The sequence below is a fragment of the Phenylobacterium terrae genome (assembly GCF_042681205.1).
GTDB classification, from domain to species: Bacteria; Pseudomonadota; Alphaproteobacteria; order Caulobacterales; family Caulobacteraceae; genus Phenylobacterium; species Phenylobacterium terrae.
The window spans coordinates 197,610-216,646 of the sequence record NZ_JBHUEY010000012.1 but is presented as its reverse complement, the minus strand read 5'-3'; the positions used below and the strand labels follow the sequence as shown (position 1 = coordinate 216,646).

General features: G+C 62.0%; 21 protein-coding genes. All 21 read right to left on the bottom strand.

Annotated elements, in window-relative coordinates; translation table 11 throughout:
* Nucleotide 1: 1 nt before the first annotated feature.
* The 21 genes from ACFSC0_RS20610 to ACFSC0_RS20510 all read right to left on the bottom strand — a co-directional run bounded on the left by ACFSC0_RS20610 (nt 2) and on the right by ACFSC0_RS20510 (nt 18,721).
* Nucleotides 2-445, bottom strand: coding sequence for a hypothetical protein (locus tag ACFSC0_RS20610; RefSeq protein ID WP_377283385.1), 444 nt, complete (start codon nt 443-445; stop codon nt 2-4).
* 78 nt (nt 446-523) lie between these two features.
* Nucleotides 524-970, bottom strand: coding sequence for a hypothetical protein (locus tag ACFSC0_RS20605; RefSeq protein WP_377283384.1), 447 nt, complete (start codon nt 968-970; stop codon nt 524-526).
* Between the two features lie 66 nt (nt 971-1,036).
* On the bottom strand, nt 1,037-1,453 hold the full coding sequence (locus ACFSC0_RS20600; RefSeq protein WP_377283383.1) for a hypothetical protein: 417 nt from the start codon (nt 1,451-1,453) through the stop codon (nt 1,037-1,039).
* Nucleotides 1,453-1,926, bottom strand: coding sequence for a hypothetical protein (locus ACFSC0_RS20595; RefSeq protein WP_377283382.1), 474 nt, complete (start codon nt 1,924-1,926; stop codon nt 1,453-1,455). Before ACFSC0_RS20595 ends, ACFSC0_RS20600 begins: the two co-directional genes overlap by 1 nt.
* Complete coding sequence (locus ACFSC0_RS20590; RefSeq protein ID WP_377283381.1) at nt 1,923-5,687, bottom strand: hypothetical protein; 3,765 nt, start codon at nt 5,685-5,687, stop codon at nt 1,923-1,925. Before ACFSC0_RS20590 ends, ACFSC0_RS20595 begins: the two co-directional genes overlap by 4 nt.
* Entirely contained in the window at nt 5,687-6,151 is a 465-nt protein-coding gene (locus tag ACFSC0_RS20585) for a DUF6950 family protein (RefSeq protein WP_377283380.1), read from the bottom strand. The genes ACFSC0_RS20590 and ACFSC0_RS20585 overlap by 1 nt, the downstream gene beginning before the upstream one ends.
* A 27-nt stretch (nt 6,152-6,178) precedes the next feature.
* A complete protein-coding gene (locus tag ACFSC0_RS20580; protein WP_377283379.1) occupies nt 6,179-6,844 on the bottom strand; it encodes a hypothetical protein in 666 nt (221 codons plus the stop codon).
* Nucleotides 6,844-7,419 (bottom strand): hypothetical protein, encoded by a 576-nt coding sequence (locus ACFSC0_RS20575; protein ID WP_377283378.1) that lies wholly within the window; start codon nt 7,417-7,419, stop codon nt 6,844-6,846. Before ACFSC0_RS20575 ends, ACFSC0_RS20580 begins: the two co-directional genes overlap by 1 nt.
* A gap of 22 nt (nt 7,420-7,441) precedes the next feature.
* Entirely contained in the window at nt 7,442-10,051 is a 2,610-nt protein-coding gene (locus tag ACFSC0_RS20570) for a tape measure protein (RefSeq protein WP_377283377.1), read from the bottom strand.
* Nucleotides 10,052-10,231: 180 nt separating this feature from the next.
* Nucleotides 10,232-10,669: a gene transfer agent family protein gene (locus ACFSC0_RS20565; protein WP_377283376.1), complete on the bottom strand. Its 438-nt coding sequence runs from the start codon at nt 10,667-10,669 to the stop codon at nt 10,232-10,234.
* The gene (locus tag ACFSC0_RS20560; protein WP_377355258.1) at nt 10,669-11,061 is read right to left on the bottom strand and encodes a phage tail tube protein; all 393 of its coding nucleotides are present in this window, start codon (nt 11,059-11,061) and stop codon (nt 10,669-10,671) included. The genes ACFSC0_RS20565 and ACFSC0_RS20560 overlap by 1 nt, the downstream gene beginning before the upstream one ends.
* 86 nt (nt 11,062-11,147) lie before the next feature.
* Nucleotides 11,148-11,534: a gp17 family tail completion protein gene (locus tag ACFSC0_RS20555; protein WP_377283374.1), complete on the bottom strand. Its 387-nt coding sequence runs from the start codon at nt 11,532-11,534 to the stop codon at nt 11,148-11,150.
* On the bottom strand, nt 11,531-11,932 hold the full coding sequence (locus tag ACFSC0_RS20550; protein WP_377283373.1) for an HK97-gp10 family putative phage morphogenesis protein: 402 nt from the start codon (nt 11,930-11,932) through the stop codon (nt 11,531-11,533). Before ACFSC0_RS20550 ends, ACFSC0_RS20555 begins: the two co-directional genes overlap by 4 nt.
* A complete protein-coding gene (locus ACFSC0_RS20545; protein WP_377283372.1) occupies nt 11,925-12,287 on the bottom strand; it encodes a head-tail adaptor protein in 363 nt (120 codons plus the stop codon). The genes ACFSC0_RS20550 and ACFSC0_RS20545 overlap by 8 nt, the downstream gene beginning before the upstream one ends.
* A complete protein-coding gene (locus ACFSC0_RS20540; RefSeq protein WP_377283371.1) occupies nt 12,287-12,490 on the bottom strand; it encodes a hypothetical protein in 204 nt (67 codons plus the stop codon). Before ACFSC0_RS20540 ends, ACFSC0_RS20545 begins: the two co-directional genes overlap by 1 nt.
* An 8-nt stretch (nt 12,491-12,498) precedes the next feature.
* Nucleotides 12,499-13,089 carry a head-tail connector protein gene (locus tag ACFSC0_RS20535; protein WP_377283370.1) on the bottom strand — a complete coding sequence of 197 codons (591 nt, stop codon included), beginning with the start codon at nt 13,087-13,089 and terminating at the stop codon, nt 12,499-12,501.
* 281 nt (nt 13,090-13,370) lie between these two features.
* On the bottom strand, nt 13,371-14,594 hold the full coding sequence (locus ACFSC0_RS20530) for a phage major capsid protein (RefSeq protein ID WP_377283369.1): 1,224 nt from the start codon (nt 14,592-14,594) through the stop codon (nt 13,371-13,373).
* A 69-nt stretch (nt 14,595-14,663) separates the two neighbouring features.
* Nucleotides 14,664-15,329: an HK97 family phage prohead protease gene (locus ACFSC0_RS20525; protein ID WP_377283368.1), complete on the bottom strand. Its 666-nt coding sequence runs from the start codon at nt 15,327-15,329 to the stop codon at nt 14,664-14,666.
* Nucleotides 15,322-16,605, bottom strand: a complete 1,284-nt coding sequence (locus ACFSC0_RS20520; RefSeq protein WP_377283367.1) for a phage portal protein — start codon at nt 16,603-16,605, stop codon at nt 15,322-15,324. The genes ACFSC0_RS20525 and ACFSC0_RS20520 overlap by 8 nt, the downstream gene beginning before the upstream one ends.
* A gap of 8 nt (nt 16,606-16,613) precedes the next feature.
* Entirely contained in the window at nt 16,614-18,266 is a 1,653-nt protein-coding gene (locus ACFSC0_RS20515) for a terminase large subunit (protein WP_377283366.1), read from the bottom strand.
* Between the two features lie 11 nt (nt 18,267-18,277).
* Nucleotides 18,278-18,721 carry a phage terminase small subunit P27 family gene (locus tag ACFSC0_RS20510; RefSeq protein ID WP_377283365.1) on the bottom strand — a complete coding sequence of 148 codons (444 nt, stop codon included), beginning with the start codon at nt 18,719-18,721 and terminating at the stop codon, nt 18,278-18,280.
* Between the last annotated feature and the right edge of the window lie 316 nt (nt 18,722-19,037).

Here is a 19,037-nt window from a genome sequence, read left to right as displayed (position 1 = left end):
GCTACTCCAGCGGGATCAGCGCAAGCACGCCGGTCGCGACTTCATGTTCGATGGTCGGGAAGAGGACCGTTCCGCCATTATGGGCGGAATGCCATTTGGCCCTCAGCATCGCGTGTTCAGCCAGCGAGGCATCCGTGAGGTAGATGTCGTAGGTCGCCGCCTGACGGGGATCGCTCCACGTCACCACGTCGGACAGGACCGCGAGGACTTCCGGCGCCACGAGTCCACCAAAGGTCTCGCGACCCCACATGGCCCACGGCTGATAGAGGTCAGGCGCAGCGTCGATGGCGCCGTAGATCGTCTGACGGATCGTCAGACCGCCATCGCGGCAAGCTTCGAAGTAGGCTTGGGCCGGATCGCAGGCGTTCTGCGTCAGGCAAAAGTCGATCCACTTCTGAACGTCAGTCGTGTCGAGATCGTCAGAAGTAATCTGGAATTCCGGCATGCCGATATTTATCGGAAGCCGGAAATACGAACGCCGGTAGGTTTCCCTACCGGCGCTGTTGTGCGGCTTTGAGATGCGTTAGGCCAGGGTGAAGAGGCCGCTCGCGTGGATGGTGACGCTCAGGGTGCCGTTGTTCGGCGAAAGGCCGTCAGCATCACCGGTTTCGAGGTCGCAGAAGCAAAGAATGTCTTTGTTCGTCGCGGAGTCGCAGTAGATGACGGCATATTTGGCGTCAAACGTCGATGACGTGAACGAGACGTCCGAGGTATCGACCGTAACGGTGCCGGTGCTGCGAGTAACCGTCAGGGTGATGGTCTGCCCGCCAGTCGTGTAGCCGTTGCCGTTAGCCACTTGGCCGGTGAGGTCCGAGTAGCGGGCGTCGGTGGACGTTCCGGCGAAGTCAGCGGTGATGGATTGGGCGCTCGTGCAGAGAGCCATCTTCCAAGTGCCGGAGTCGAGGTCGAGACCACCGGTCAGTAGTTTGGGTTTTGCGCGGTTCAGAACCGCCCATGCCGAAGCAGCCATTTTTCAATACTCCTAAAGAGGTTTAGGAGTATTTAGCCGCTGTGGGGTGTTGTTCGCCCGTAGACCCTAAGTGTAAGTGCTTACGATCACCGCAATGGAAGTTTGCGCCGCAGTCACGATGGCATCGATTGCCAACTGACTATCGTCGGCGTCGTCGATTTGCTTCATCGTGCTCATTCGCACCGCCTCGATTGCCTGTAGGATCGCGTCGGCGAGCGTCTTCTGCGTCATGATCCGGCTGTAGACCGTGGCCTTAGTGGTCCCCATCTCGTCGGCGATGGCTTGCATCCACGGGTAAGAGGCCAAAGGCGCCGTCTCGTATGCCTTCGCCTCTGTGTAGAGTTGGGCATCGACGTAGGACTGCATCGGGCTCGACGAGACGAGACTGGCTTGCGCCTCGCCCGCCGCGGTGTTGACGAGCGCCTTCGCCGCCACCCGGTAGGCCGCGTAGTCGCTGACCTTGGAGATGAACGCGATACCCATCAGCCGCTCACCGCATTCGCCGAGACGCTGTTGGCGGTTCTCGTGACCGTGAAGACCACAGGGGTGTAGCCGTCCTTAGAGAGCGTGCCGGTCCACGTGCCGATCTCAGTCGGCGTGATGTCCACGCGGTTCTGAACCGTCTCGTCCACCCAGGTGATCGAACTCGTGACATCGACGTCGTCGATCACGAGGGTGCAGCCGTTGGCGAAGTGATCGAGCCGGGCGGCGTTGTAGGTCACGGAGTTCGACGTGAACGACGTGCTGCTGATGGCGTAGTCGAGGGGGCCGTTGATGCCGTCGATGGGCGTCAGGCTCATGATGTCGGGCCACGTCTCGACCACAGCATATTGCAGGGTCTCGCCCACCGCGTTGGCCAGGGCGGCGACAGTGTTGGCGATGTGATCCTCGTCGCAGTCTTGCACGCCGAGAGGCTGTCCATTCGAGCGATATGTGATGATGATCTTGTCTGTCATCTCTTAAATTCCGTAACTGTCATGTAGGTAGCCTGATAGGTGAAGTTCCCACTCGATCCGCCGGAGCGAGCAGCATAGACCTGATATGTATTCGTCCCGGCAGGCGGGTTGTCGAAGAACACGAAAGAGCCTGAGAACGAGAACGATTGCTCAAGCAGAATGGCGCGTTGACCAATGTGCGAGCCGTTCCGGTAGACGTCGATCACACAGCCATTAAGGCCGTTCTGATTGCTGAGGTTTGCGTCTACGGTGATGAGGTGGGTCGCGCCTCCGACCTCCGTGGTGTGACCGCAGTTGCAGACGTTCGTCTGTCCTCCGATAGCGCTGAAGTAGCCCTGAGAGGTCACAGTGACGCGCGTGATCGCGTGACCGCGGATGTTGTTGGCCACGATGGTATCGGCGGCGATCAGATTGCTGACGATCTGCCCGGCGCCGATATGGTTGGCGATGATTTGACCGGCGCCGATTTTGTTTGAGGTGATTTGGCCCGCGCCGATGTGGCTGGCCAGGATCGCTTCGGACTGAATTTTCTCAGACGAGATCGAGTTCGACTGGATATGCCCAGCCGCGATGCTGTTGCCCGCGATCAGGTCGCCCGTGATCGTCGAACCCGCGATCTTCGCGCCCGTGATCGTGCCGCCGACGATGTTGTTGCCGGTGATCGTGCTCGCCTGAATGTGCGTGCCGGTGATCTGGTTGGCCGCGATCTTGCCGCCCGTGATCGCGTTGGCGGCGACGGCGTTTGCCGTGACGGCGTTCGCCGAAAGGTGGCCCGCATTGATGGCGCCTGCGAGAATTTCGTTCGCCGTCACAGAGTTCGCCGCAAGCTCCACGGACGTAACCGAGTTGGCCGCCAGACTTCCGGCGACGATGGCTCCAGCCGCGACGTTGCCAGCCTGAACGGCGTTGGCCGCCAGCTTCCCAGCGATCACCGCACCGGCTGCGATCTCCGCGCTCGTGACCGAATTGGCCGCGAGTTCGTTGGCCGTGACCGCGTTGGCCACGAGCTTCTCAGTCGTGACCGACCCAGCCGCCAGCTTCGGGGTTGAGATCGCACCATCGGTGATCTGCGTGCTCGTGATCTGACCCGTCAGCTTCGCAGCCGCGATGGCCTCGATCTGCGCGTTGGTGAGTTGGCCGGTGACTTTCGAGGCCGCGACGGCGGCGATCTGGGCATCCGTCAGCGTGCCCGAGATGTCGGCGGCCGGAACCGCCGCAGTCCACGCGGTGCCGTTGTAGCGGTAGAGTTTCTTGTCAGTCGTGTTGTAGTAGAGGTCGCCCTCCACCATGCCCGATGTCGGCGCCGACGAGCGCGTGTCGATGCCAGCCTCGACCGCCTTCCACACCCCACCGGTCAGCCGGTAGAGCTTGCCATCGGTGGTGTTGTAGTAGGTGTCGCCTTCCTTGTAGCCGGTGGTCGCAGGCGCAGCAGAGAAACCGGGAACCCCCGTTTGCAGAGCGACCCACGCCCCCGACGTCAGCCGATAGAGCTTCCCGTCGGTGGTGTTGAAGTAGAAGTCCCCTTCCGCGTAGCCGGTCGTGGCGGGCGCACTCGCGAAATAGGGGATTCCCGTGTTGAGCTTCACCCACACTCCGCCCTCAAGGCGATAGAGCTTTTTCTCCGTCGTGTTGTAGTAGAAGTCACCCTCAGCGAAGCCGCTCGGGCTAGGCTCGGAGGCGTGACCGGGGATGCCCGTGTCGATGTTAGCGAGGTCGTTGTTTAGCTGTTCGAGGTCGTCGTTCAGGTCGATGAGGTCTTGCTGCAACTGCGCCAGGAGCAAGTTGAGCAAGGTGCCGAGGTGATCGACGTTGGTGGACGGAACTTGGAAGTCACCGGTTGTGACGACAGCCAGGATGAGCCGTTCACCCAACACGTCGTGATTGTTCCGGTAGCGGATGCTGACTTCGTAGGCGGTTTGCGGCTTGACACCGAAGATGTTGAAGGCCGTCTCGTCTTTCGGGGACTCGGCGTGATGAATCCATTCGTCGTCACCGTCGCCGTATTCTCGAAACTCGACGATGATCGTCTTGTTGTTGACGCGGTCGATCTCATCCATGCCCCCGCGCACTAGGATCACGGGTTGGCGCAGACCATCTTTCTCGGTGTAGGTGCCGACGGCTGACCAGTCATTGGCGTGGGCAGGACCACCCGGATTGCTGGGATCATAGCTGCCTTCGAGCGACGGCGACGGCGGCGCCACGTTGGTGCGACCAAGGGCGAAGTCGTGCTTCGCCTGACCCATATCGGCGCGGAGCACGAGGCGAACTTGGAAACTCTGAGCATCAAAGCTCCGCTCCACGATGGTGCAGAGTTGGTTGTCGGCGCCGATCTCAGGAATGTGGAGTGTGACGGCGTCGCCGACCCGGTCGGTCAGCAAGCGCAGCCCGCCTGTGATCTCGAAGGTCAGGAACTCCCGACTCTTGAGCATCTCGTAGGTGGCAAGCTGGTGAGCCTGCTTAGCCGACGAGACGAAGGGGTAGGAGACTTCGACGGACTTGGTCTCGCCGTTGTCTTCATCGACGTAGACCGTCGCCGTGACGGTCTCGCCCTGAATCATCTCCCACTTTTGCGAGGGTTCGCGGTAGAGCGGCCGGACGGTGTTTTTCCGTTCGCGGAACGCCGTCGAGTTCGTCACCCGCATCGCGCCGGTGATGTCCGCCTCAGTGATGAGGTCCGTTGCGACCTTGTAGTCATCGACGATGCAGGACAGGCGAGCGCCGAGGCTCATCGGCGTGCCGCCGCCGCAGGACAGCAGAGTGGTGAGAACCGAGTAGGGGTTGTCGTCCGTGGTGACGACGCCGCCGCATTTCCACTCGTTGAGATCGGCGAGGTTGGCGCCTGCGACGAACGCCGGGACATCGACGAGGTCCCACGGCGCGAACATGCCGAACACCTTCGCGGTGTTGCTCGGACCCGCGTAGCGACCCAGGACCCACGCCAGCGCGTGGATGTAGGGGTTCTCGCTGTAGACGTAAGTCGAGGGGTCAGCGACCCGACAGGAGCCCGAGCCGCCGGGGTAGGTGGAGTCGAGGCGGGGGTCGTAGCACTTGATCCCTTTGATCACCCACAGCGGCTTCGGCGGACCCTGCGGGAACGCCTCTTCGTTGAAGCTGTGGTAGAGCATCGTGTGAGCGAGGCCGCTCAGCCGGAAGTCGGTGATCGAGAAACCGGCCGTTCCGCTCTTCCACGGTTCAGCGAGAGCTTGGTGACCAGCGCGGGTGAGTGGGTCCTGCGTCTCAGGCGTGGAGCCAGGACGCTGGAGTAGGGCGAGGTGCGGTTGGATGAAGAGCTTCGACCCACCACCCACACCGGGCGTCTGAGCCGCCTGATCGACCGTGTTGCCGCCGATATTGAAGGTCAGCGGGTAGTCGTCAGCCGTGAAGCTCTCGTAGCCCTCGATGGGGCCGCCAGCAGACAGAACATTGCCCAGGAGATACCAAGCATTGGGCTCGCCACCGCCGCCATCGTAGGCCGCCTGATAGTAGACGTAGCCAGCCGTCGCCGTCCGCCCGAAGGCGATGGGGACCGGCGCCGTCGGATCGATTTTGGCCTCAAGCTGAACGCCGGTGCTTTCCGGTCGTGGGACTTTCTGGCTCATCGAGACGGCGAGGCTGCCGAGAGCCATGATCCCGCTCCACGAGGTCACGGCGGCGCCGACGGCGACAATGGCGTTGGCCGTTCCCGCGGCGACGGTCGCGCTGACGCCGACGGTCATAAGGGCGTTGCCGACCCAAGCGGCGACGGCGACTACAGCTTCCATTAGGCCGCGCCCTCCGAGCCAGGGGACACGGGCGGATGGGCTTCAGCGGGCGGGATGCGCCACGCCGTCATCCCGTCGTCAGGTGGGCCGTAGCAGCAGCCGCCGTTGACGTAGGCCATCACCTTGCCGCCGCTGAGAGCGACGCCGAGCGCCAGCCCTGCAACGCTGCGGGTTTCTTTGAAACCAACGATGTCGCCGGGCAGGGCCGCGGCAGGCGGGATGCGTTGAAAGCCGCGCGCGTCGAGATAGTCTTCGAGCGATGACCAACCCGCTTTCTTCAGCGCTTTGCGAGCACCTCTGACGGTTTCATACGGGCCAATCGAAATCAGCGGGTCGTCATGACCAAGCTGAACGAGGTCATACGCAGCGAGGTGGACGCAGTCATGCGTTCCAAGCTCAAAAGGCGTGTTGAAGTATTTGTCGAACACCGCTTGAGCGGCGTTCCGGCGCTTGATTGGCTCCATGCCGATATTTATCGGAGGCTCTGAAACCTAGCGCCGAACGAGGTCCCAAGGGTTGCCTGACCACGTGGCGCCTCCACCGGAAACTCCAGTGGTGTTGCGAGCCGGGGCGTCTTTGCCCCACACCGGCCGGTCCGTGGACGAGGTCATGAGGGCGAGGCCGCGTTCATTGGGCCAAATGCTCTGATGCCACGCGTCCGAGAGCCGGATGCCCTCGCGTCCCTGCATCATGCGCTCGAACACCGAACTCATCTGGAGTTCGACCGTCCGAACGCCGTGGTCGGTATTGATGACGCCGACGTCGAGAACGCCTGCCCAGAGGAGTTCTGGCGCGCCGATGACCGAACCGTCGATTTCGTTGATCGCTCCGACCCACATCCGCACTGGAGCGCCTTGATAGAGGGGGCTCATGATCAAGCCGGTGCTGCCGTCCTGAGAGGGCAACAGGGTAACGGTGAGGGCAGGCGCAGACTGACTGACCTCTTCGGTGATCGAGCTTACGGTCTGCCACGTGCCGAAGACCGGGTCTTCGCCCGTGAAGGTCTCGGCGTTGAACGTCACGACACCCGAGCCATCAATGAGGCGGATGGTGTGGGCAGGTGCGTCGGGGATAGCCGGAAGCTCGATCCGCAAGGCGACGAAGCCACGGACGGTTTGTTGTTGGACGGCTGTGAGAAGGGTCGGATCGAGAGCCATCAGTTGCTCTCCACGATCTTGAAGGTCAGACCCACGCTCTCAGCGTAATCGACCGTCCAACTCTGACTGTTACCTGCGAGGAAGCCTTCGATCTGGGGTGATGCGAAGTTGAGCGTCGCACCGGCGACATCGACTTTCAGCATCGGGACGATGGAGAGCGTCGCGCTGCCGCCGCTCGCGGTCACCGCATCAGTGACCATGTGGAGGTAGTATTTGCCGTCTTTGATGACGTTGAAGAACTGGCCAGCCTTCACGGCGTAGCCAGACGTGAATCCGCTGACGCTCAGGGTCCGGCCGGAACCACTCGACACCGCTGGGGAGCCAGGGCTGCCGATGTCGAGATGCTGCTGAACGGGAAAGCGGACCTTGTCCGTCACGCCTTGGATGAGCTTGGCGACCACGGCGGCGCCGTCTTCGGCGTCGAAGGCGCGACAGGTCGTGTCGCAAGCCCAGCGGTCGCCCAAGCGGGCCACACGTTGCTCAGGTCCACCGAACACCGGACGAAGGTGAGCGGCGTTCGTCATAAGCTCGAAAGTAGAAGACGAGCCGACAATTGTGGGGAGTTGAACGGTCACCCGCTATTTAGCCGGTTACCCCCTAGTAGAGCCGACGCTGACCGCGCTGAGCGATGTCCTGCTGTGTGAGGTTGCGCGCCTTCTGCACTGCCTGAATGTGAGCGGCGGCGATCCACTGCTTCACAGTTTCGGTCATGACAGCGTCGTTGGCGTAGACGTTGGTGACGAGTTGGACCGGTTGCCCAGTTGCGCCACCGCCGACCGCGGCGCCCATGGCTCCGGCGACGAGGTTGTTGGGCACGATCCGACCGGCCGTGTGCGGCATGAAGAGTTCCTGACCCTTCTCGTTGATCCGGTAGACCATGCCGGGCTGAACCGGGCCACCGGCCGCACGTCCGCCGCCAAACATCGATCCGACGAAGTTCATGATCGAGCCCATGACGCCGCCACCACCACCACGAGCGGCAGAGTCGCCGCCAGCCTTCATGATGAGGTCGGTGAGCGTGTCGGTGAGGTTCTCGACGAGACGGCGCTTCAGCGTGTTGGCCATATACTCGACGAGGCCGGGCCAACCGCCGTTGATCGCCGCTTCAAGCCCACCGGCGACGGCGTCGCGGATTTTCTCGCGCATATCGTCAACTTGCTTCTGAAGGGCTTCGCCCACCTCGTGGAAATCGGTGTCTTCGATGGTCTTCAACCCATCGACATTGCCGGGCAGCTTGACGCCGACGATCTTGTTTTTCTCGGCGAGGTCTTCGAGCAACTCGACTTCATCGAGAAGCGCGCGAGCTTCCGCCTCGGCGTTCTTCGAGCCGAGTTGACGCAGTTGGGCGACCGTCTGGAGGTAACGGATTTTCCGTTCGAGGTGCTTGGCCTCAACCTCGTCGTTCCGAAGACGAGCGGTGTTGAGCTTTTGCTCTAGATCGAAGATTTCACGCCGAGCTTTCTGTTCGGCTTCGCGCTCAGCTTTGTCCTTAGCGCTCTTGCCGCCTTTGCCCTTGCCATCACCAGCCGGGGCGGTCGTGCGGCTGTTGAATTTCTCTAGCGGGTCATCCTTCATGCCCTGATAGAGGTTGTAGTCACGGAGGTAGAGTTGAGCGGCGCGGGTGCGCGTCTGCCCGGTCTCTCCCTTCAAAACCTTGCCTTCGATCTCGGCGCGGAGTTGGTCGTAGGTCTCGCGCGTGAGCGGCGCGCCACCAAGCTGCGGGTTGCCGTTGTAGCCCATGAGCGGGACGCGCATGCCGGAACGGATTTCGTCCTGATAGGCGTCTTCGGCGGCGCGATACCGCGTCATCGATTTGACGGCAGCCGCCTTCGCTTGTTCGAGGGCAGCCCGCTTCGCTTCCGCCGCGACCCGGAACCACGCGTCGCCCAACAGGTGGGCTTCGCCCGTGAGATTGGCGACGGCGGTGACCGCCTGCTTGTGGGTCTCGTCGAGAAAGCCGGTCTCGGCCGCAGCTTTCTTAGCTGCGGTTTCTTCCCGCTCCATCGCTTGCCAAGCGGCATCGACCTCAGCTTTCAGGGCGGCGGCTTCAATGCTCGCGCCCGCGCTCTTGGCTGCGAACACACCGAGCGCCGCACCCACAGCGGTGATCGCGAGGGTGAGGGGACCGCCGAAGAACGCCATGGCGCCACCGAGAGCCCGCATGGCCACCGCGCTCGCACCAGCAGCGGTCGTCATGCCTGCGATGGCTGTTCCGACCGCAGCAACGCCGCCGATGATAGCCGGAGCCGCGATCCGAGCCGCGAGCGCCGTGCCGACGATGACGATGGCCTCGAAGACGACATCGAGGTTCTCAGCCAGGAGCTTGATCCCCTGAGCGAGTTTCTCCGTGACCCCAAGGGTCGCGTCCGCCTGCCCGATGTATTGGACGAGCGAATTCTGAAGGGTCTGCATGGAGGCCGCGAAGGTCAGCGGCGCGCTCGCCGCCTTCCGACGAAGCTCTTCCGAGCCCAGAAGGATGAGGTTGAAGAACTCCTGCGACGACAGCTTCCCGTCGAGAACCGCCGCCCGCATCTTGGCGACCGATCCGCCGTATTTCTCAGAGGCGTTCGCAGCAGCTTGCAGGAGCGGTAGAGCACCCTCGTTGATCGAGTTGAATTCTTCGGCTCGGACCGTTCCGGCCGCGAGCGCCTGCGAGAGTTGCAGCAGGGCGCCTTGCGCCGACTCTGCCGATCCGCCTTGCGCCCTGACTGCCGACGCCACAGCGTCGGTGAAGAGGACGAGTTGCGCTTGGCTGGCGCCGAGTTCCTTCGCCGCTTGGCTGGCGCGCCCGTAGAGTTGACCCAGCGGTTCGAGCGCCTGCCCGTTCTTCTGAGCGATGTCGAAGAGTTGGCTCTGAACCTGAGCGAGTTGCTCGCCCTCAAGCCCGGCGGTCTTCAGGCTGTTGCTGAAGCGCGTGTAGGTGTCGGCGGCGGCGATGGCGCCCTGAACGCTCAGCGCCGCAGCCAGGGCGGGCGCCAGCGACATCAGAGCGCCCTTCAGCCCATTGATGGCTCCAACCTGCCCGCTGATCGCCTGTGAGAGGTTGGCTTTCCGCCACGCTTTCGAGACGCTGTCTGAGGCTCGGTTGTGGTCATCCTCGATTTGCTTGGCGACTTTGGCGTTGAGCCGCTGCATCTTTTTGACTTCGCGGTCGAAGTCGATAATCGTCGCCGAGTAGCGAACCTTGAGGATTTCGTCATTTGACATAACGATATTTAGGCCACCGCCCGGTTTGGAGCGGTGGCCCAGGTCAGAACTTCGCGTTCGCGACCATTCTCTTGTAGTCGTCTGCTGATGGCGCCTTGGGCTTACTCGACGCGCCGTAATCGGCGGTCTTCCCCCGGATGGAAGCGTTAAGCTCCCACAGGGACATCGCCTTCAGGTCAGCTAGGCTGATGTCGGCGGCTCGGGCGTTTCCGTAGATGACAGACCATTGGATGAGAGATCGCTCATCTGCGTAGCCGTCTCCGCTAGAGCCGCCTCCGGCTCCCCCACGGGATCATCCTCCGGTGCGCCGACCATGGCGGCGTAGAGAACGGTGAGGGCGATGGGGACGTAATCGAGAACATACCCCTCTTTGATGTTGCGACGGACCCAGGCGCGGGCTTCCGTTTGCTTCATCGTCTCGCCACCCAGAAGACCGAAATAGACGGTCTCAACGACGTGCTGAACAAACCACTCGCCTGAACTCAGCCGGTTGATCAGCGCTTGAGGTCCAAGACCAAGCTTGTCTTGGAGGTCGATCAGTTCGCCGATGCGAAGGCAAAGATGAACTTCGCCTTCGCCTGTTTCGACAATGACTTTACCCGTGCGGGTGCCCGTCATTAGGACACCGCGGCGTGAGTGATCGGACCAGCCTGAGCCAGCGAGACGCTGCACTCGGCGTAGTCGCCCGCCTCACCCGTGATGGAGAACGAGGTGAGGATGTAGGGGCCGGTGATCATGCGACCGCCGACTTCAAAGCGGATGTTCTTCTTCGCGCCGCTCAGCGACCAATCCAGCCAATCTTCGACGTCAGTCGAGTCCAGGCGGCCGGTGCCTTCGATGTTGGAATCGAACGAACGAGCCTTACGGGTCGTCTGAGCCGGAAGGGTTTGGTCAGAGAGGTTGGTGAGTTCAACCGGGTCAGCGTTCACGTTGAAGGTGATGCCGCGAGACAGGTTGATCGCGTTGGGGTGAGCGAAGACCTCAGTAGCGGCGCCGTCACCGATCTTCACGAGAATAGAGCCAGCGTCAACTGGATCAACATATGCCATGTGTAATTACTCCGAATTGGATGTTCGGAGTATTTATTCGAGGGTGACTATTCCTCGGGCTGGACTCTGTAGAGCAACTCAATCACTGCATGAGCGGCGACGTCAGGGGCGGAGTCGTTGATGTAGCGGACGCGCTCAAGCCTGCCGAAATGGCAGCGGAAACCAGCCATCGTGAGGGTTTTACTCAGGGTGGTGACCGCGTCGCCGACGAGCGCCTTCACGAGCGGCATCGAGGCGGCGAAGACGTGGACCGTGGCGTCGCACTCGTAGAACTCACCCGGTGCGAAATCGGCCGTGATGAGGTCTTGCCCGATCTGAACGTAAGGCAGGGGCGTTGCCGGTGGGACGCGGTGATAGACCTTGGCGTTGGCCACGTTAGCAGCCACCAAGGCGTCGAAAATCGCCTGTTGAAGGGCGTGAGACGGATCATTCATTTCGTGCCTCCCCAGGTTGCCTTAAGCGCCTTCCGCACGGCTCTCCGGAGCCGTTGGCCAATACGCTTCTGAAGAACCTTGGCGGCGACGAAGAAAAAGGGCTGGGCATCCATGTGGACGCCATTCTTGTTCTTCCCGAATTCCAGCGCCGGGGCGTATTCGTTGTTCTCATCACCGACGAGAACGTAAGACGTGTATTCGTCTTCCTTCTCGATCCGGATATTGTCGCGGATGTGCGGCGCCTCCGGGTGGACCGGGGCGAGTTTCTGAGCCAGCGCCTTCATCTCTTCGGCGGCTTTCTCGACTTGCTCGCGGGCGACCTGACGGACCGCCTCAGGCTGCCTGCCGATCTGCCGATTGAAGCGCTCGGCGTTCCACGCCTTCGTCCGCCTAGCCATCGAGCACACCCCCGGACTCACACGTCAGGGTGAGGAAGCGGTTCTTCTCATCGAGATTGCCGATCCACAGGATGTTGAAGGTCCGGCCGCTGCGCTGATCCACGAGCCGGTCAGCCGTCGTGATCCCGCGTGTGGTGGAGTCGCTCCGAATCCAGACGTCGAAATGCGAGATGCCGCTTAGCCGGTTGGCCCGAACCTCTTCGCCGCCGCGGGTGGGTCCGATCTTCGCCGGGATGTCGCTCACCAGGGTGCGCCACGTGTCCACCGTGCCGCCCATGCCGTCAGACGTGTTCGGGCGCCGCTGCACACGCACGCGCTCTCGCAGTTGACCGGCGGTGATCGAAGGGGGCGCCATCAGTCTTCGCCGGGCTCGTCACCCGCCTCGATCTCGATGGCCTCTGCATCGACGACGACTTCCTCCGCAGCGCCGCGCGCAATGGCTTTCGCCGCGCACTCAGCGCAGACCTCAATCGTCGTGCCCGCCCGGTAGGCGATGGTGACGTTGCGGTTGCCTTCGGGGGTGAAGTCGAAGTCATGCAGGAAGTGGACTGTGGTCATCGGGCTCCTTAAGCCAGAGAAGAGACGCGATGGCGGTCGAGCAAAGCGCAGACGCCGAGCGGAATATCTTTGAGGCTGGTGGCGGAAGTGGCTTCGCGGTTCTCGTAGTAGTGACCCACGAGAAGCAAAACCGCGTGTCGGAGGTCTGCGGGGACTTCAGCGGCGGACGCGGCGCCGGTCACGAAGGTGACCTTTACGCATCCGCTTGTTCCCTCAACTTCCGGATAACTTTGATTGGGCTTGCGATAGATCGCAGCAGGTTGGCGGTCGGTATCGACGCCGTAGAGGCTCGTGGCGAGCGTCTGCGTGGCGCCATCCTCGTCGCGGTAGGTCACTGACGTGACCGACTGCACCGGACCGAACGGGATGAGGATTTCGTCGTCGAGTTCATCGACGCTCAGCCGCCACGTCTGTTCGAGAAGGGCGACGCCGATCCCCTGCGGTCCTTCCACCATGGCGGTCGCCGAGGCGATAAGGCTTTCGACGAGTTCGTCATCGTCGGAATTGCTATCGCCGATCCGCAAGTGCAGCTTTGCCTCGTCGAGGCTAACCACCGTCTCAGTGGGCGGCGTAACTCGGGTCAATCTCGTCCAGAACATGCCTGTATTTAGGCGCGGAGGGGTATTGGCCTTCGGAAAGCAAAAACCCCGCAGGGATTACCTGCGGGGCTCGTGAAGCAATCCGTGAGACTACTTCGAGGGTTTGCGGCGGATGGCGCGGTTTGCGCTAACTGTGGCCCGTTCGGGCTCTGCCGCATCGTCGGGGAGAGGGGTGGCCACACCGTCTCTGATGAAACGGCGGGCCAACTCTCCTTCGACGATCTCACCCGCCCCGAGAACTCCGTTCTCTAAGGCGAGCGAGACTGTCAGTTTGGCTCGCATTAGGCCGCAGGCTTGATCTTCAGGCCCTTCACGGCGCCGGTGGAGAGCAGGTTGCCGTCGTAGCGGAGCCACAGGTTGAAGCCGACTTGGCCGTCAGCAGCGTAGAGTTCGTCGAAGCGCTGCACTTGGACGACACCCACGCGACGGAAGGCATAAGCCTTGAAGTCGCCGAAGATGATCGGAACCACGTCGTCAGCGACCGTCGAGACCATCGCGTTGTTGACCAGCACCGGGTAGCCCAGCAGGCGGGCCGGGGCGCCGCTCTGAATGTTGCTGTCCTGCCAGATGGGCAGGCCGTTGGAATCGGCCAGCTTGCGCAGGCGAGCCACTTGGGCGTCGTGCATCATGAAGGCGTTGTTGCCGCCCTTGCGATACTCGTAATCAACCGAGTGGATGAGGTCGATCAGGTCGGCGTAGGCGATGGCGTTGGCCGCAGCCGTTTCCAGAGCGGGGGTGCCCAGCGCGGTGATGATGCCGGTCGGATCGCCCGAGCCGTCACCCGTGGTCAGGTCGGTGTTGACCTTGCGCGACATACGCTTGCCCAGCCGGTCAGCGACGTGGCTGACGATGTCGATGCTGGAGTCGGTCAGCAGTTCGTGAGTGATCTTCACGACGCCGGTCGCGCGCTTGTAGGCGCCGAGCAGCTTTTCGCCGACAGCCAGTTCAGCCGAACCCATGGAAGCGGCTTCAGCAACGGCGGACGCGGAGTTGGCCGTGTCGTCGTCGGTGATGAACTTCATCTGTTCGCCGCGGTCGGTGACGTATTCGGTCACGACAGACGGGTCAGCCATCGGGCCAGCGAACTTCAGGGTCTCGATGACCTTGGTGATCAGGGTCGGGGTCGCGACGGTGTGGCCACCTGCGGTGTTCGTGCCGACCGATTGCGGGGCGCGGAATTCGACTTCGCGGGTGCCAGCGACACGCAGGAAGTTGGTGGCGCGCTCTTCGGCGTCCGAGGTCGCAACCGGGGTGATGCGAGCCGAGCGCTCTTCGGTCGGGCGGCGGGGATCGGCAGCCGTCAGGCGGGCGCGCTCTTCGGCGACGCGGGCGTAGTCAGCGGCGCGGGTCTTCAGCTTTTCGATCTTGGCGAAATCGGCGCGGACTTCGGCTTCGATTTCAGCGGCACGCTCTTCAGTGGTGCCTTCGGCTTCCATTTCAGCCAGCTTCGCTTCGATGCCGTCGTTGAGATCGGCGATCTGCGAATTGATGTTCTCAATGCTCATTAGTGTTTACTCCGAAAGAGGATTTCGAAGTATTTATCGAGCAGAGTAGAAAGGCCGGTCGGACGCCAGCTAGTCTTTGAGTAGACGCATCAAATACTCGGCGCGTAGAGCGCGAGCCGCCGAGTTGTCAGCAGCAACCACCTCTTCCGGGGTCTCTTCAACTTCCGGGGTGGGTTGGTGAGCCGCACGAGCTTCCTCGCGCGAGCGAACGCCCGCAGAGGTCTCGGGATAGGCCGGGTAGGTGACCAGCGAGCCTTCGAAGATGTCGGCTTCGAGGATGGTGCGGCGGTCGTGCTCGCCCTCTTCGTCGGCGAAGACCCACGAGTCCCGCTTCACGAAAAACCCGAACGAGCATTGAAGCTCGCCCTCGCGAACCGCGTCGAACTGCGCCTTGGTCAGGCGGGAGGGTTCGAGGGTGAACCGCAGGCCGGTGTCGTCTTCCTCCAGGGTCAGAACGCCGCTCTCTTTGGCGATGTTCGAGCCCAGGATTTGGGTGCTGTCGTGCTGCCAGAAGAAATGGATGAGGTTCTCTTCGAGCGCGCGCTTGAAGGCGCCGGGCGCGATCTGTTCGATCCACCCGAGGTCCACGGAGGCGCTGTTGAAGACGGCGATGTAGCCTTCGATCAGCGGCTTGACGGCTTCCTGACCGTCGGCGCGGACTTCGGGCTTGTGGTTGATCTTGAGATTGGTCGAGAGGCGGAACTCCGCGCCCTCAGGGGCAACGCGCTTATTCACTGTCGTCTCCGCCCGGTTCGACCGGGTCTTCGTCTTGGTTGGAGGTCTGATCGCCTTGGAACTCGGCGCCCGCGTCTTCGAGCAACCGCGTCGCGCCTTGGATCATCAGCTTGGCGGCGTTGCCGCCCATCGCCGGGAGGGTTTCGAGCGCACGGCATTCATCGGGCGTCCGGATGCCGTTTTGGATCGCCGTCGCGTAGCCGGTCATGCGGGTGGTGAAATCGCCACGCAGCAGACCATCGACGTTCATCTCAACGAAGTGCGCCTTGCTGCGGGAGTCGTTGAAGAGCTTGGCGTTGAGTTGCTGTTCAATGCGGGTGAGCCAACCGGTCAGATTGTGCTTCACGAACGCGAGGTCTTGCTGTTCGGTGTTGGTGAACGTGCCGTGCGTGAGGTCTTGCAGAAACACCGGCGGCAGGCGGAACAGCCGCGCGATCTGCACCACCATGAATTTCTGAAGCTCTAGGAGTTGCGTCTTGTCGGGATCGAGCCCGAGCGTTTTGACGTCCACGCCTTCGGGCAGGACAAGCTCGTTCCGCTCTTCCTCGCGGATGAGCTTCATCACCGCTTTGAGGTTGCCCACGGCTTGTTCGATGGACTTGGCGCCATGGGCAGGCGCGGTCACGATGTGGTGGGGGACGCCGCCGTTCCGGAAGAGGATCGAGGCGTATTCTTCGGCCGCGATGGCGAGCCCGAGCGTCGAAGCGGCGCTCACGATGGGGTCGATATGGCCGAGGTTGTCTTCCCCCGGCATCCACACGAGGTCAAAGATTTCAGCCGCGGAGTAGCGCCGCTTACCGCCGTTCGGGAGCGTCTCTTCGTAGACCTTGCGACCGGTGGACCCGATGGAGACTTCGACCGGGTTGACGATTGGCCAGAGGTTAGAGACTTCGCCCGTGGCGTCACGTTCGATGAAAGTCAGTGCGCGACCCGTGGTCAGCACTTGCGTCATCATCCACTTCCGCCATTCGAACGACGTCAGGAAGTCGTCGTTCACGCAGTCGTGGAGGATCGAGTAGAGTTTCTTGGTGCTGCGACGCCGACCCTTCGCCGTTTCTTTGAAGGTGTGGAAGGGAAGCTTCGCGACAGTGTCGGAGAGGAAATCCACGGCTGAGCGAAACGCCGGGATGCCCATCGCCGTGTGACGGTTGACCGTAACGCCCGCGGCGTTCTTTGTTCCACCGCCAAAAAGGACGATACGGGCGTTCTTATCGCTGAGATTTACCGGAGCAGCGCGAGTTTCGCCAAGATTTCCGAGAATTCCGAATAGGGCCATGCCGGTATTTATGCGGCGCCCACTCCCAGAGACTTGTAGATGCTGACAAGATCAGTGTTCCAGAGACTAGCGGCATTTCCGCGATCTTCAGACATATAGCCGAGAGCCATAGTCAAACAGACAGCGCCATCTATCCTCGCCCGCGGCACGAGCTTGATCAGCTTGCGTCCGGCCGGGTGCGGGTCCTGCGCAGCGTTCGCCATGTTCCACGTCAGGATCGGATTCCCGTCGTGGCGAAGGCGTTGGTTCAGGACGGCGTCTTCGAGCGCGTCCACCCCGATGCCCATGCGCTCGTAGCTCTGCTTATACTTGACGAACCGGATGCCGGGACCGTCGCCTTCCTGAGCATCGATGTTCGAGTGCTCCATGACGGTCAGGAGTTCGTTCATCCGGTAGGGGTCGTAGGCGATGCCGACGATGTTGTAGCGCTCGTGTAGCTCGGCGAGTTTGGCGGCGACGAAGCCCAGGTTGATCGTCAAGCCGGGCGTGCCGGTGAGCCAGCCCTGCCGCTCGCAGACGTCGTAGGGGAAGCCGTCGGTGAGGGTGTGATCCGGAATGTCGATCTTGGGTTTCCAGAACCACGACTTCACGTGCATGCGCTCGGCCGACACGAGCACGAGACCCGTGAGGTCGGTGCGGTGAGAGAGGTCGAGACCGCCGTAGAGGCGTTCACCCGGCTCGAATTCGAACCACGTCTGAGTGTGGACCGCTGGCGCCGGGATGTCCGGCATCAGGCAGGCGTTCCAACTCTCGCGCGTGACCAGCGGCGTGCTTGCCGAGACTCTCTGATTGAGACGGTAGAGACGGAATTGCGCCTCTTCGGCCGGTGACAGCTTCGCCTCGATGGCTTCAGCCTTGAACCGGTCGTAGTTGATCCACGCTCCGAGAGCGGGGTTGGCCGCATACCATTGCTCTTCGTCGAGTAGGTCGCAGCCTTCCTTCGCCGCGTAGAGGTGGACGACGGTTCTGGGGTTCTGCGTCCTGAGCGCGTCATCGATCTGCGTGCTCATGACGTGGTTGGGGTCTTCGTTCTGCGTCGAGATGATCATGAAGAACGGCTCGCCGCGGGCGCCCTGAGCCGAGATCAACGCGTCGAAGAACTTGCGCCCCACGGATTGGGCGAGTTCGTCGAAGATCACGAACGAGGGGTGGAGACCGTGGGCCGCGTTGGGCTTTGCCGAGATCGCGCGATACTTCGAGCCAACGGCGCGCTTCGACGTTCCGGGGCGAACGTGGATCGTTGAGCGGGTGTCAACGATCCGCAGATACTTGAGCAGCGCGGGCGACGCGTAGATGAACGCCACCACTTTGTCGAAGACCACGCGGGCTTGTTCGGCCGTGGTCGCGCCGCTGATGATCTGACCGTTGGCTTCCGCCTCAGGACCGATGAGGTGGACGAGCACCAGGGCGGCGGCGAGTTCGCTCTTCCCGTTCTTCCGCCCAACCGAGAAAATGCCCTTGGTGACTAGGCGGGAGTCTGGAGTGCGGGCGTCAGCGGGCTCATAGACGTCCCTGATGTATTTCTCTTGCCAATCCGTCAGGATGAAGGGTTGGCCAGCGCGCTTGCCGTCGGTGATCTTGAGCTTCTGAATGAAGTCGATGACTCGGTCAGCGCGCTCTTTGTTTCTGACGATCTCAATGTGTTCGAATTCTAGAGTCACACAGAGATTTATCAGTGGATGTTGAACTCGTTATCCTCTTCGGTCTCGGGAGCATTGATGTTCTGCCGAGATACGGGGTCGAGTCCGAGCCGCGCGCCGAGACGATTCATCTGATCGGCTTGCGTGTTCTGATCTTTCACCGCCGGGCTGATGACCAGTTGCCCGGTTGACCCGTTGACGTAGCGACCCTGAGTCTTGATCGCCTCAGTGGCTTCGCGCCATCCGGCGACAGCCTCGCAGTAGGCAGCCAAGAGGTTCTCATCGGTGGCCGCGTAGACACCGGCGGGCATGGTCGAGACGATCCGCTTCCACACAGCCAGGGCGCCAGGGCTGATGGTCGAAGGGGGTTTGGGCGTGTTGGTGGGCTTGGGCTCGCGTTTGTTCAGCGCCCGCTTGCCGGGATTGCCAGCGAGTTCCTTCAGCGCCGTGGGGATGCGAGGTCTACCGGCTGGCATCAGAATGCCCTCACGGCTAGCCCGTAGAAGGCGAGCCCAATGAGGATCGCGTAGACGGGAACGCGGTAGCGAAGAACAGCGAGAGTGGAGTTGGCGATTTGGTTGAGACGTTCCATGCCGATATTTAGAGTTCGGCTCGGATATTCGAAATCACCACACTATATGTTGTGGATCATCACGAAAAACACTCAAAATATTGCGGTCTAGAAAATTTGAGGCGCCGGGGGTCGGCGCGAGCGGGTGGTTCTAGCGATCCGAAGACCCCTCCGGGGTGACCCGAGATGAGTGACGGCGCGTTCGCCGCCGTCACTCTCTT

Bases quoted from the DNA above. Each gene is read 5' to 3' on its own strand.
- ACFSC0_RS20610 (WP_377283385.1), bottom strand. From the start codon at position 445: ATGCCGGAATTCCAGATTACTTCTGACGATCTCGACACGACTGACGTT.
- ACFSC0_RS20605 (WP_377283384.1), bottom strand. From the start codon at position 970: ATGGCTGCTTCGGCATGGGCGGTTCTGAACCGCGCAAAACCCAAACTA.
- ACFSC0_RS20600 (WP_377283383.1), bottom strand. From the start codon at position 1,453: ATGGGTATCGCGTTCATCTCCAAGGTCAGCGACTACGCGGCCTACCGG.
- ACFSC0_RS20595 (WP_377283382.1), bottom strand. From the start codon at position 1,926: ATGACAGACAAGATCATCATCACATATCGCTCGAATGGACAGCCTCTC.
- ACFSC0_RS20590 (WP_377283381.1), bottom strand. From the start codon at position 5,687: ATGGAAGCTGTAGTCGCCGTCGCCGCTTGGGTCGGCAACGCCCTTATG.
- ACFSC0_RS20585 (WP_377283380.1), bottom strand. From the start codon at position 6,151: ATGGAGCCAATCAAGCGCCGGAACGCCGCTCAAGCGGTGTTCGACAAA.
- ACFSC0_RS20580 (WP_377283379.1), bottom strand. From the start codon at position 6,844: ATGGCTCTCGATCCGACCCTTCTCACAGCCGTCCAACAACAAACCGTC.
- ACFSC0_RS20570 (WP_377283377.1), bottom strand. From the start codon at position 10,051: ATGTCAAATGACGAAATCCTCAAGGTTCGCTACTCGGCGACGATTATC.
- ACFSC0_RS20565 (WP_377283376.1), bottom strand. From the start codon at position 10,669: ATGACGGGCACCCGCACGGGTAAAGTCATTGTCGAAACAGGCGAAGGC.
- ACFSC0_RS20555 (WP_377283374.1), bottom strand. From the start codon at position 11,534: ATGAATGATCCGTCTCACGCCCTTCAACAGGCGATTTTCGACGCCTTG.
- ACFSC0_RS20550 (WP_377283373.1), bottom strand. From the start codon at position 11,932: ATGGCTAGGCGGACGAAGGCGTGGAACGCCGAGCGCTTCAATCGGCAG.
- ACFSC0_RS20545 (WP_377283372.1), bottom strand. From the start codon at position 12,287: ATGGCGCCCCCTTCGATCACCGCCGGTCAACTGCGAGAGCGCGTGCGT.
- ACFSC0_RS20540 (WP_377283371.1), bottom strand. From the start codon at position 12,490: ATGACCACAGTCCACTTCCTGCATGACTTCGACTTCACCCCCGAAGGC.
- ACFSC0_RS20535 (WP_377283370.1), bottom strand. From the start codon at position 13,089: ATGTTCTGGACGAGATTGACCCGAGTTACGCCGCCCACTGAGACGGTG.
- ACFSC0_RS20530 (WP_377283369.1), bottom strand. From the start codon at position 14,594: ATGAGCATTGAGAACATCAATTCGCAGATCGCCGATCTCAACGACGGC.
- ACFSC0_RS20520 (WP_377283367.1), bottom strand. From the start codon at position 16,605: ATGGCCCTATTCGGAATTCTCGGAAATCTTGGCGAAACTCGCGCTGCT.
- ACFSC0_RS20510 (WP_377283365.1), bottom strand. From the start codon at position 18,721: ATGCCAGCCGGTAGACCTCGCATCCCCACGGCGCTGAAGGAACTCGCT.